Consider the following 12,681-nt stretch of genomic DNA (forward strand, 5'->3'; position numbering starts at 1 on the left):
TATTTTCTCCTATTACTTTAAGGATGGGCATTCACCCACTGCTCGCCATCCGTAAACACTTCTTTTTTCCAGATAGGGACGGTCTGTTTGATGGTATCAATAATGAATCGGCAGGCTTCAAACGCATCAGCCCGGTGGGCAGTAGCCACGCCAATCAGAACAGCGGTTTCGCCTATTTGTAAAATTCCCTTGCGATGAATGATGATACAGTTAAGAATCGGCCATCGTTGCTGAGCTTCGTCGGCAATTTTCTGCATTTCGCTGATAGCCATACGGTCATAGGCTTCGTATTCAAGTCGGTCAACAGCTCTTTGTTGTGTGTTGTCCCGAACAACGCCAAGAAAAATATCAATGGCACCCGCTTGTGAAGATTGCAGTTTCTCCAAGGCAGCGGTCACATCAATAGGATCGGAAGTAAGTGTAATCATACGAGAAAGGGTGAAATAGAGAGCGAATTACATAATTCTTACCCTGTTCCGCCTTTTATGGTTATCCTCCACTAACAGGAGGAATCAAAGCAACTTCATCGTTCGGTGTAAGAATCTGATCGGTTTCGGCGTATTCACCGTTAACAGCTACTAACAAAGACCGAATGGCTGCTAATTGGGGGTACTGTCGATGCAATTGCGTTAACAGATCGCCTACACGAGCCTCTTCTAAAAGAGATACTGATACAGAAGACTGCCCAGTCAGATCGCGGGTAATACCAAACAACAGCACTGAAACGGATGAATTCATGAGTAAATCAACAGAGAGATCCCTCGAAGAACGTATCAATGACCGATTGAAGTTCGTTTTTGAACCAATAAAAAACGGTGGTACAACTTTTAGAGGTACCACCGTTTTCTACCTAGGCTAAACCTAGTTGGATTTGTCAAGTTTACGTTCAGCCTTTTTCATTTTTCGGTCGGCTTTATCCAGTGCCTTATCGGTACCCTGTTTAACGTCTTCTTTAGTATTTTTGGCAGCGGTTGAAATCTTATCACCCGCTTTATCCGCTTCCCGGCTTACTTTACGACCGGCCGCTTTGGTTGTTTCTTTAGCCTGATGGGCAGCTTCTTTTGCTTTTTCCTTCGTATCCTGACCGAACACAACGACTCCAGTCGTCATAAGAAGCATAGTAGTCAGTATTGCGAGCTTTTTCATGATTGTTGAGTTATTTTTCATTTCCAATAACTCGAACCTGTATCGCATTGTTTAGCTACTTACGTCGTTTTTTATTCTTTATGCTTAAACACTTTTACCTGATAAACATAATCCTGCATTCGCTTGATCTGTTGCTTACGGGGCAAGTTTGCCAGTGCATTTTTTCTATTCAAACGAATCGGTTGCCCTTTCAGCGAATCCGCAGGAATACTATTCAGCGATTCAAGCAGGTAGTTTGTTTTAACGGCAAAACTTACCCCCTCCGATGTGGTTTGCTTCCCACTGATAATGCCAATTATAGCTCCTTTTTCATTCAAAAGCGGCCCACCCGAGTTACCTGGATTCACACCAATAGCTACCTGATAGGCCGTTGAATCCCCCCGGAACCCTGTGCCTGAACTTAAATAGCCTTCGCCGTATACAATTTCTTCACGCGGATACCCCAACGTATAAACGCGCTCACCTAAATCGGAGGAATGGGCATCGAAGCTATACGGCACTGTTGGCATCGGCCGGAATGCACTGTCATCACAAAGTTGCAGAAAAGCCAGGTCATGCGACTGATCGGTATAAACGACTCTCGCTTTATACACTTCGCCTTTGTTACTCTGCACATAAACCGAATCCGCATCACGGACAATGTGGTTATTGGTAACAAAGTAACCATCACCCGTAATCAGAAATCCAGTCCCGGCTACCTGACCAGGGTTTAGGCTCAGCGCCCGTCCGCGTCCATTCAGATCACTCAGCAGCTTCCGTTGCGATGATTTAACTGCCTGAATCTCTTTGCTTAATTGGCTGTACTGCTGCTCCTGCTTGTGGCTTTGCTGATACGAGCGATATAGAAAAATAGAGCCAAACGTGGTAATGATAGCCGCCGATGCTGCCACGGCCAGCGTAGTACGGTAGGTTTTCCATAATCCACGAACCTGCCCCGACTGCTCTAAACTGGAATGATACAAATCGGCTGCCCGGCGCATGGCATTCATGTCAGTTTCGGCATGAATTTTAGCCAGTCGCTGTTTAAACCGGATTCGCTCACCATAGGCATGTAATGCGTTCTCAATGTCTCTTTCCTCGTCCATCTTTAAAGAAAGTTGTCTGGTTGAAACGTTCTAGTGCTGAAAAATTGAGACCATTAACTATCGCTACAATTTTTCAATTCTACAACGCTGTAACTCATCCCTGTTTATACTCCGAAAAGAACAGCCGCTTCAACCGCATCAGGCATTTATACTTCTGCGTTTTGGCATTGTCGGCATTGGTATAGCCAAACTTTTCGGTTATATCCTGCATACTCATATGCTGGATATAAAAATCCTCTAGCAATGTCCGGCAGGGTTCCCCAAGCCGATCAAGCGAATCAGCCATCAGGTCAAACTGACGGTCGCGTTCTTCGTGTACAGACAGATCATCGGTCAGATGATCCAGCGCAACGTCGTCCGACACAGGCGACTCAATGTCGCGTACCATAAATCGACTCCGTTGAGCCAATTGCTTAAGCCATAATCGCCTGCTTACAGAATATAAGTAGGTTTTCAATTGGCAATGCAACTCCAGTGACCCACTCCTCACTTTCTCATACAGCACAATCAATGCTTCCTGATAAATATCTTTTGCATCATCTTCAGTACCTGTATTGGTCATCACCAGGTGAAGCACCATTGGAAAGTATCGGCCATACAACTGCCTAAGGGCGTCATCGGAGCCACTGGCCAACCCCATAAGCAACTCTTCATCAGTCAATACGGGGCGCTTACTTTCCTTCATTGAGTCGAGTCATTACTTAATACAAAAATGCCTGATACGTAACCCAAAAAAAATTTAAAAATAGTGGGTTACCTTTTTCCCGATCGGGTATTAAGGTTGACATTTATCATTAATCACTTAAACGAAAACTTTCTCAAAACTATGAAAGCAATCACGAAATCTGCCTTCTTTTTCATGGCGATGATCGCCCTGGCTACGTCTTGCAGCTCGAAAAAAACTGAAACTGAGACCACTACGACCGATTCTACGTCGACCATGATGTCTGACTCTACTGCAGCTACGGACTCTACGATGGCTACGGATTCGGCTTCGACGATGTCTGCAGATAGCGCGAAGTAATTTTTGCTAAGGCACAACTGCCGGTAACTTTTACCGACAACGCTATATACGGTATTAAGCCCTCTGACAGGTCAGGGGGCTTTTTGCATATATAAGGTAACAATACTAAGACTGGTCAGTTCGTGCCGTTGCCGCTCTACATTAACAATCCTTTGAGCGCATTCATTTCAGTAGTCGGTACTGCCCGTTCATAGAGAACGTTGTAAACAGCGTTGGTAATGGGCATGTTGACGCCAAACTTTCGGTTAATCGCATAAATACTTTTTACCGCATAGTACCCTTCGGCAATCATATTCATTTCAGCCTGAGCCGACTGAATCGTATATCCCCTTCCTATTAACGTTCCGAACGTTCGGTTGCGGCTAAAAGGCGAGTAAGCTGTAACCAGCAAATCGCCAAGGTAGGCCGAACCACTCAGGTCACGGTGCTTGGGATAGATTGCGTCGACAAATCGCTTGATTTCCTGCATGGCATTGGAAACCAGAACCGCCTGAAAATTATCGCCATAACCTAAACCATGCGTAATACCACAAGCCAAGGCTATGATATTTTTCATGACGGCACTGTACTCAATGCCATAGATATCATCAACGGGGGTTGTCTGGACAAAACGGCAACGAAGCAAATTGGCCACTTTTTCAGCAGAAGTCGGATCGGATGAGGCAATAGTCAGGTACGATTGCTTTTCAAGTGCCACCTCCTCCGCATGACATGGCCCGGCAATAACTGACATACGTTCCGGCGGGACGCCATACTGATCACTCACCCAGTCGGTGACAAGCTGGTTAGCCTCAGGAATCATTCCTTTAATGGCAGAAACCACATATTTTCCGGCAAAATGATCTGGTTTTAATCCCGTAAGCGCGTCGGATACAAAAGCAGCCGGGACGGCCAAAATGATGTATTCACTATCGCGGACAGCATCCCGAATCTTGGTGCAGACTTTTACCTTCCTCGTATTGATCTGGACATCGCTCAGGTAGCTGGGGTTATGCCCAAACTTCTTAATATGTTCCGCATCAGAGGCTTTGCGGAGCCACCACTTTATATTGACATTGTTTTCGGTAAGGATTTTAACGAGTGCTGTGGCCCAACTCCCTCCTCCCACCATGGTTAGCCGGACAGGTTGTGTTACTTTCATGGGGTAAAGAAAAGAAATAAAATCAGAACCGGGATTTAACGGATTTACAGATTAAGCAGATTTTGTTAGCAGCTTTACAGAAGCTTGGGACAAACAAAATCTATTTAATCCGCAAATCCGTTAAATCCCGGTTCGGGCTACTCTTCTTTATCCTCTTTTTTCTTCGTCTTTTTTGGGTCTCGTTTGGAGATCAATTCTCCGTCTTTAAGCTTTTTCGAAACGGCGATGAATGGGCCCGAAATAATCTGTTCGCCAGGTTTCAGGCCCGATATAACCTCGATATTTTCAAAGTCACTGATGCCTGTTTTCACTTCCCGCTGTTTAGCCTTACCGCCTACATTAACAAAGACGATTTCTTTAGGCTTATCTTTCTTGTCTGCCTGACTTGCCGGTTTTTCGGCTACGGTTCCATTGCTGTTATCGGCCATTTTTTCGGTGTCGATAGCCGTAGAGTCGGCTCCCCGCGTTGTCACGGCAGCAATAGGTACGGCCAACACACCCATTTTACGATCAGTAATAATTTCGACCGAGGCTGTCATACCGGGCTTGAAGGGGTATCCTTTTTTATCTTTCTCAGCCAGCAAATCGGCGTAGGATGTATTAAGAATTTTTACTTTTACCTCAAACTCCGTTACCGCATCGCTCGAAACCGAAGCAGCTGCTGCAGAACCCGACGAACTGGTCATCCCATTGGCGGTATTAGCAATTTCGTATACGACACCCTTAAACTTCCGGCCAGCCGTCGTATATGAATCAACTTCAATATCAGCTGTATCGCCCAGATTGACTCGTACAATATCGTTTTCGTTGACATTCACGCGTACTTCCATGTTTTGCAGATTGGCAATACGCATAATTTCGGTACCAGCCATTTGCGAAGTTCCGACAACCCGCTCACCCAACTCAATATTAAGCTTGGATACGGTTCCATTGACGGGCGCATAAATGGTAGTTTTACGAAGATTTTCGCTGGCATCGCGCAGGCTGGCTTCTGCACTCTGGATATTGAACTGTGCCGCCCGTACGTTGGCTTTTGCGGCTTCTACTTCCTGCTGAGCTACATTATAGTTAGCTTCACTGGTTTCCAGATCAGCCGACGAAATAACTTTATCAGCAAACAATTTTTTATTCCGCTCGTAATCGGCCTTCGAGCGAATCAATCTCGCACTCGACTGAGCTACCGACGCCTTGGATTGTTCTAGCTGTGCTTTACTCTGATTGACGGTCGCTTTAGCTCTCGCCATCATCGACTCATAGTTATCCGGGCGAATACGACACAGAAGTTGACCAGCTTTAACTGGATCTCCTTCATTAACATACAGGCCAATAATTTCGCCCGAAACATCAGGGCTGATTTTAACCTCAACTTGGGGCTGAACCCGGCCCGAGGCACTTACCCGCTCAGTAATATTTAATCGTTTGACCGAGGCAAAGTCTACTTCAGTTGCTTTGGGTTGCCCAATAATTCCAGACTGTTTGGCTGCTACCAGCCCCCCAATGATCAGTACAAGTACGCCACCTAATATCCACCAGATACGGTTCGATTTCTTCTTCATAATGAATGAAAGAGCGAAAGAATGAATGAGCGAAAGAGTGTTTTCGATCTGAAACGATCACTCTTTCTATCCTTCGCTCGTTCGCCCATTAATTAAAACTAAGCGGTTTATTTTGGTAAAAATCTAAAATTTTCGTTCGGAAAACGTAATCGTATTTCGCCTGAACCAGTTGTGCTCGGGCGTTATCCAGCCGAAGTTTTGCCAGGCTGTAGTCTACTGCGTTGATTGCTCCTGCATTGAATCGGCTTTCCGATGCCTGAAAAGCCCGCTCCAGCGAGGCAACCGATGCTTCGGTAGCCCGATATCGGTTCGAAGCCGCCAACAGGTTGGTATACGCTGTTTCAATTTGCTGACGCAACTGCAGGCGGGTGTTGTCGGCGGTCAGTTGGGCATTTTGCTGCTGAATGATTGCACTCGTTACGTTCGTACGATACTGACGGTTTGTAAAAATCGGAATGTTCAGGTTCAGCGAAACCCCCCGGTTGAGGTTATTACTTAATTGCTCAAAAAAAGGATAGGTTTCATTATATCCCCCCGGCGATGTTGTACTGATCGTAACGGGTTGCGTAATACCACCCAGGGTTACCAGGGCACTCGTTGAATTAACATTTGTCGTTCCATCGGCCACAAAACGCTGAAGCCCAACAGTTGAATAAAGTGTCGATAAATTACCACTGACAGAGAGTCGTGGATAAAGGCCAGCTTTGGCTACATCAATACCAATTTTAGCACTCTGTGTCCGCAAGTCTGCTGCAAGAACCTGTGGCTGAGTAGCCAAAGCGCTTTCATACACTTGCAGGGCCGATACTTCATAGCCTTCAATACGTGGATCGGGGAGCTTGATATACTCAATTTCAAACGGTTGTCCGCCCGGTTGATTCATCGCCTGAAGAAGCGCCAGTTTTGCCAGATCGACAGTATTTTGAGCGTTTACAATAGCCAGCTCGTCATTGGCCAGTGTCGCCTTAATTTCATATAGATTAGCTTCGGGAGCCGAACCTGCGTTGACCAGCCGCTGTGTACGATCTACCTGTAATCGCGACGTCTCGGCCTGTCGACGGGCAACATTTAATTGCTCAGCCCCGGTCAGTACGTTCAGATACTGCTGAATCACATTCAGGATGACGTTATTTTCGGTAGCCGCCAGTTCTTTCTCCGTGGCCTGAACGATGGTCTGGTTCTGCCGAATCAGATTCCGAAGCTGATACCCCTGAAAAATTGGCATCGAACCGGAAAGCTGAAAGTTATTGGACCGTACGGCTACATCGGTAAATTGGTTGGTTCCTGGGTTAATATTCCGACCAGCACTGAATCCCTGAGAGGCAAATCCGTTAATGGTCGGTAATTGGTTATACTTCGACTGTTTCAGAAGCAGGTTACTGTTTTGAACCTGTAGCTGGCCCTGCCGAACTGTGATGTTATTTTGCAGAGCAATTTCAATGCACTGCGGCAAATTCAATACGGGCAGTGTATCCGTTTTGACAGCCCCGGTTCCTGCCGTTACAGCCGTTGATGCGCTCTGCGCCCGTATAGTCGTCAGGCTGGTGGTCAGTAAACACCCAACGATTCCGATTCCTAAAAAAAGCACGCGCTGCATACTCATAATTTTGATGGTTCAATGTTACAAACTTACCTTCGGTGCCACTATCATTTTGGGATAAACGGCGCAAACTAAGTATGTTTCTGGTTTATAATTCGGATGTACTTTCTGAGAACGATTTTTGCCTATCGGCAAATGACCGGGCTTTTCAATATGGCGACGGCCTGTTTGAAACGATTCGCTACGAAGATCACCAGGTTTGGTTCTGGCCCGATCATCTGGATCGGCTCACGGACGGGATGGCTGCTCTCCAACTTAATCAACCTGAACCACACTTCGCCGAAACCATTTTTCAACATATTCAGACGCTTCTGTCAGCGAATCAGTTAACCGATCAGTCGGTACGGATTAAGGTTCAGGTTTGGCGTCAGTCGGGTGGTTTATATACCCCTGCCCAGAATAGCTTCAATCTGCTCATTACTACCAAACCGAGCAGTTCATTTTCGATCAGCGAAAAAACAGCAGTAGGCATCTTTGAAGACTTTCGGGTATTGAAATCGCCTGTTTCATCCTTCAAGACGATCAATAGCCTTTCTTATGTGCTGGCTGGACTCTATAAACAACAGCATGGGTTCGACGAGGTAATTCTACTCGATACCAATGGAAACCTAGGTGAATGTTTAGCATCCAATCTGTTTTGGTTCAGCAGGCAAACCCTTTTTACCCCTTCGCTCGACACGGGATGTATCAATGGTATTCTGCGTCGGCAACTGCTCAGATTGGCAGTACAAAAAGGTCTTACCGTTCAGGAAGGCTTATTTCAACCAGCTTCACTTATGCAGGCCGAAGCCGTATTCTGTACGAACGTTATGGGCATTCAATGGTTGAATCAAGTGAATGGCATCAGGATAGAAACGGCCTCCTCGTCAGATGCTTTTACATTACTTAACCTCCTGTTCGCTCAACTTCACGGCTGAATCGTCCAGCCAGCCATCTTTCAATCGAAGGATACGTGTACCATATTCGGCATTGATTTCGGAGTGCGTGACCTGTACAATGGTTACGCCATCTTTCTTATTCAGTTCGCGAAATAGCTCCATGATGTCACGGGCCTGATCGGAATGGAGATTTCCAGTTGGCTCATCGGCAAAAATTACGGAAGGCTCAGCGGCCAGGGCCCGTGCAATACCCACCAACTGCTGTTGCCCCCCCGATAACTGTGATGGAAACAAATCTTTTTTGGCAACCATATTAAATCGGTCAAGCAATTCAGCGACACGGCTTTTTCGCTCAGAACCACTCAGCCCTTTATAAAGTAATGGGGTTTCGATGTTCTCATAAACCGTCAGTTCATCAATCAGGTGATAGGCCTGGAATACAAAGCCGATTCGGGTACGGTGCAGCTCGGTCCGACGTTTCTCCGACAATTTCTGTACGGGTTGGTCATCAAAGAAGTATTCTCCTTCGGAAGGTTCTTCCAATAATCCCAGAATATGCAACAGAGTCGATTTACCCGAACCCGATGGCCCCATAATGGAAACAAACTCACCCTGAGCAATGTCGAGATTGATATTGCGCAACACATATACCCGGCCAAAACCCGCTGGGTAGAACTTAGAGACGTTGCGTAGTTGAATCATATTTAGTTTACTTTTGAAATTATGTTCGTTCAGTTAAGAGATTGCCCTATTGGCCTTTATCCATGTTACTCAACCGTCGTGCCAAAGTCATAGCTATCTGACTAATAAGTCATTAGGTATAGCTACTTACTAAACACCGTCCGGTAACGGACAAAGCTACCATTGAAATCGGACATCTTTTTTCAGTTGCCATGCAACGTTGCCGAAAGTTTTGTCATCTTCTTCAAAAATCCAAAAACAAACCTGCCAATGAAAACCATCTTCTTCGCTACAATTCTTTTAGCTGCCACGACATATACCCTGCATGCGCAGGACTGGAAAAAAGATCGATCTGTTTCAGGTTTCACCGGTCTCAGTGTCAGCAGTGGCATTGACCTCTACTTAACCCAGGGAAATTCAGAGAAAATAACCCTCGAAGGAAAAGGGATTGATGAAGATCGGGTCATTACCGAAGTTAAAAATGGCACCCTAAAACTGTACATTGAGCGAAAAGGGTTCAGCGGCTGGAATTTTGGTCGCAACAACTACGTGAAAGCGTACGTAACCTTCAAGCAATTGTCGAATTTACAGGCATCGGGTGGAGCGGACGTATTTGGACAAGGAAAACTGGTATTCAATGATTTAAACCTTGAAGCTTCGGGTGGCTCGGATGTTAAACTCGATCTCAAAGCCGATGAGCTAAACGTATCCGCATCGGGTGGAGCCGATGCCATTTTACAAGGTTCGGCCCGTACACTCAATGCCCACGGGTCTGGGGGAGCGGATCTGGACGCTCGCAAACTGACCGTCGATGTTTGTAACGCCAATTCGTCAGGTGGCTCGGATGTATATGTCAATGCGAATCAGGAATTGACCCTGAAAGCCTCTGGCGGAGCCGACATTTATTACTCTGGCTCAGCCAAAGTGCTCTCGAAAAGTGAGTCGGGTGGTGGCGATATTAAGCGAAGAGACTAGAAAAAGAGCGAACGGGCGAACGAGTGAACGAGCGAAGCGGTAACTTTGTCCTATTATTCGTTCTGCTTCGGCGCAGGGCGGCCTGAGCCGTCCGATTTCACTCTTTCGCTCGTTCACAAAAGTGACACCTACCATTGGTATTCTAGGCGGTGGCCAGCTCGGCCTGATGCTCCTGCAAGCCGCTATTGACTGGAACCTTCGCGTTCATATTCTCGATCCAGATGCCGAAGCGCCCTGTCGGCATCTTTGCAGCCAGTTTGTGCAGGGCTCGCTAACTGATTACGACACTGTGTATCAGTTCGGGCAGAGGGTTGATGTGCTAACCATCGAAATTGAACGCGTCAACGTCGAAGCGCTGGAAGCGCTCGAACGTGAAGGAAAGCGCGTGTTCCCGCAACCCTCTGTCATCCGAACGATCCAGGACAAACGGTTGCAGAAACAATTTTACCGGGATCACAACCTCCCAACCTCCGATTTTATTTTGACAGAGAACCGGGCTGATGTAGCGATGATTGACATCCAGCAGCCTGATTTTTTACCAGCCTTTCATAAACTCGGCCGCGACGGGTACGATGGTCGGGGAGTTCAGCGTATTGCCAGCGTCTCCGATGTCGGTAAAGCGTTCGATGCACCCGGCGTATTGGAAAAAGCGGTCGATTTTGAAAAAGAACTGGCTGTACTCGTAGCCCGCAACGAACAGGGAGATATAATTACGTTCCCGACGGTGGAAATGGTCTTTCATCCCGAACATAATCTGGTCGAGTACCTGTTTGCCCCTGCTGAAATAGCCGAAGCGATTGATCGGCAAGCGCAACAAATTGCCCGGAAAACGGCTGAAGCGTTTGGGATTGTCGGGTTGCTGGCCGTCGAATTATTTCTCGATAAAGCGGGAAATGTGTTGATCAACGAAGTTGCGCCACGTCCGCACAATAGTGGTCACCACACGATCCGGGCCAATGTCACTTCGCAGTTTGAGCAACACTGGCGAGCTATTCTGAATTATCCATTAGGTGACACCTCAGCCTACCAGCCTGCCGCTATGATCAATCTGTTGGGTGAAGATGGGCATACTGGTCCAGCCCACTATGAAGGACTCGAAACGCTGCTGGCCATGCCCGGTGTATTTCCGTTTTTTTACGGGAAAGCTATTACTAAACCATTTCGAAAAATGGGACATGTCACGGTAATGGACGATTCGCTGGACGCTTTGCGTGAAAAAGTTGCCGACGTCAGGAAGGGCATTAAAGTCATTGCCTCCGAGTAGCTGGTCCATTCCCCTATTTCAAATTTAACAGCTTGAAATGGCATTTTGAAGAGCGTGTAGGGCTTTCTTCAAAACGCCATTTCAGATAATCCGCGTAGGTATAGGTATCGTTCGGATCCAGTTGAGAAGGGTTGGCCCCTGCCAAAATGATGCAAGCCCTCGCCTACTCGACTATGTTGGTCAGCGTACCAATACCATCAATGGTAATGCTGATTTCATCGCCCGACCGAAGCGTAAAGTCATCGGAAGGCACGATACCGGTTCCGGTCATCAGGTAGCAGCCGTTTTTAAACGAACATTCACGGAAAAGGAACGAAACCAGTTCGGTATGCTGCCGTTTCATCTGGCTAATGGCAATGCTATTGGAAAAGACCGCCTTCCCATTGCGAATAATTTCCAAGCGGATGGTAGTATCGGGCGAGATCGGTGATTCAGGTACGTATAAACAAGGCCCCAATGCAGCACTGCCATCGTACGATTTGGCCTGAGGCAGATACAGTGGATTTTCGCCTTCAATACTCCGCGAACTCATATCATTACCGCAGGTGTACCCGACTATCTTCCCGGCAGAGGTGATAAACAGGGTAAGTTCGGGCTCAGGAACATTCCAGGTCGAGTCGGCACGGATACGGACATTAGCACCTGGCCCTACCACCCGCTCAGGCGTAGCTTTAAAGAATAATTCCGGCCGTTCGGCATCATACACCCGATCGTAGAAGTTATCACCCCCTGATTTTTTGGATTCTTCCATACGCGCATTACGGCTGCGCAGGTAGGTTACCCCCGATGCCCAGACCTCCTGTCGGCCAATGGGGGCCAGTAATCCAGCCTGTATCCAGGCCTGGCCTTCATCGGATATGGCTGGAAGAGCCGTAAACGTATTCAAAAATTCGTGCAGGTCATCCCGGTTTACCAGTTCATCCCAATCGGCATCAGGCATGGTGTAAAACGTATTTTCATTCTCGACAACGATACCGGAACGGGTTTTATACAGTTTCATAGAATAAAGGTGAATTCATTTTTACAAAGTAAGCTTGTTTTTACTTTTACTTCATCGGGTTCGGCACATCCGGTAGATGAGTTTGTAGGTGAGCCGATTTTGATCTGGTAGAAACAGCCTATTAGTGAATACGGCTATCACTGATTAACCGACTATAGGCATCTATAAAATTTACCCCAACCTAAATTGTTGTCGAATCACCACGTGTATACGTATACGAACTTGTCTCAGGCGAGTTGGCTGCTACGGTTCGGGGGGTGACGAAATTCGGGCATTTGACCGGAATTTCGCTGAAAAAGAGCTATCTTAGTAAACTCATGTTCTACCGTTT

Annotated in this window: 13 protein-coding genes; 3 read left to right on the forward strand and 10 right to left on the reverse strand. The window is 46.8% G+C overall.

What is annotated here, in order from left to right:
• Positions 1–17: 17 nt before the first annotated feature.
• From B5M13_RS17860 to B5M13_RS17900, 8 genes are all read right to left on the reverse strand, one after another.
• Complete coding sequence (locus B5M13_RS17860; RefSeq protein ID WP_080056960.1) at positions 18–428, reverse strand: molybdenum cofactor biosynthesis protein MoaE; 411 nt, start codon at positions 426–428, stop codon at positions 18–20.
• 61 nt (positions 429–489) lie between these two features.
• Complete coding sequence (locus B5M13_RS17865; protein WP_080056961.1) at positions 490–738, reverse strand: MoaD/ThiS family protein; 249 nt, start codon at positions 736–738, stop codon at positions 490–492.
• A 123-nt stretch (positions 739–861) separates the two neighbouring features.
• Positions 862–1,146: a hypothetical protein gene (locus B5M13_RS17870; RefSeq protein WP_080059971.1), complete on the reverse strand. Its 285-nt coding sequence runs from the start codon at positions 1,144–1,146 to the stop codon at positions 862–864.
• Positions 1,147–1,217: 71 nt separating this feature from the next.
• Positions 1,218–2,231, reverse strand: a complete 1,014-nt coding sequence (locus tag B5M13_RS17875) for a S1 family peptidase (protein WP_080056962.1) — start codon at positions 2,229–2,231, stop codon at positions 1,218–1,220.
• Positions 2,232–2,325: 94 nt separating this feature from the next.
• Positions 2,326–2,916: an RNA polymerase sigma factor gene (locus B5M13_RS17880; protein WP_080056963.1), complete on the reverse strand. Its 591-nt coding sequence runs from the start codon at positions 2,914–2,916 to the stop codon at positions 2,326–2,328.
• 475 nt (positions 2,917–3,391) lie between these two features.
• Complete coding sequence (locus tag B5M13_RS17890; RefSeq protein ID WP_080056965.1) at positions 3,392–4,396, reverse strand: NAD(P)H-dependent glycerol-3-phosphate dehydrogenase; 1,005 nt, start codon at positions 4,394–4,396, stop codon at positions 3,392–3,394.
• Between the two features lie 137 nt (positions 4,397–4,533).
• Positions 4,534–5,952 carry an efflux RND transporter periplasmic adaptor subunit gene (locus B5M13_RS17895; protein ID WP_080056966.1) on the reverse strand — a complete coding sequence of 473 codons (1,419 nt, stop codon included), beginning with the start codon at positions 5,950–5,952 and terminating at the stop codon, positions 4,534–4,536.
• Positions 5,953–6,040: 88 nt separating this feature from the next.
• Positions 6,041–7,555: a TolC family protein gene (locus B5M13_RS17900; protein WP_080056967.1), complete on the reverse strand. Its 1,515-nt coding sequence runs from the start codon at positions 7,553–7,555 to the stop codon at positions 6,041–6,043.
• A gap of 35 nt (positions 7,556–7,590) precedes the next feature.
• On the opposite strand from B5M13_RS17900, the gene B5M13_RS17905 reads away from it, so the two are divergent.
• Positions 7,591–8,469, forward strand: a complete 879-nt coding sequence (locus tag B5M13_RS17905) for an aminotransferase class IV (RefSeq protein ID WP_245859369.1) — start codon at positions 7,591–7,593, stop codon at positions 8,467–8,469.
• Here the strand turns inward: B5M13_RS17905 and B5M13_RS17910 are convergent.
• Positions 8,434–9,132: an ABC transporter ATP-binding protein gene (locus tag B5M13_RS17910; RefSeq protein ID WP_080056969.1), complete on the reverse strand. Its 699-nt coding sequence runs from the start codon at positions 9,130–9,132 to the stop codon at positions 8,434–8,436. The genes B5M13_RS17905 and B5M13_RS17910 overlap by 36 nt on opposite strands.
• Before the next feature lie 249 nt (positions 9,133–9,381).
• Here B5M13_RS17910 and B5M13_RS17915 point away from each other — a divergent pair, with 249 nt between their 5' ends.
• Positions 9,382–10,086, forward strand: coding sequence for a head GIN domain-containing protein (locus B5M13_RS17915; RefSeq protein WP_080059972.1), 705 nt, complete (start codon positions 9,382–9,384; stop codon positions 10,084–10,086).
• A 166-nt stretch (positions 10,087–10,252) separates the two neighbouring features.
• Positions 10,253–11,350: a 5-(carboxyamino)imidazole ribonucleotide synthase gene (locus B5M13_RS17920; RefSeq protein ID WP_245860085.1), complete on the forward strand. Its 1,098-nt coding sequence runs from the start codon at positions 10,253–10,255 to the stop codon at positions 11,348–11,350.
• 163 nt (positions 11,351–11,513) lie between these two features.
• On the opposite strand, the gene B5M13_RS17925 is transcribed toward B5M13_RS17920, so the two are convergent.
• Positions 11,514–12,350 (reverse strand): fumarylacetoacetate hydrolase family protein, encoded by an 837-nt coding sequence (locus B5M13_RS17925; protein ID WP_080056971.1) that lies wholly within the window; start codon positions 12,348–12,350, stop codon positions 11,514–11,516.
• Between the last annotated feature and the right edge of the window lie 331 nt (positions 12,351–12,681).

The sequence above is a fragment of the Spirosoma aerolatum genome (assembly GCF_002056795.1).
GTDB classification, from domain to species: Bacteria; Bacteroidota; Bacteroidia; order Cytophagales; family Spirosomataceae; genus Spirosoma; species Spirosoma aerolatum.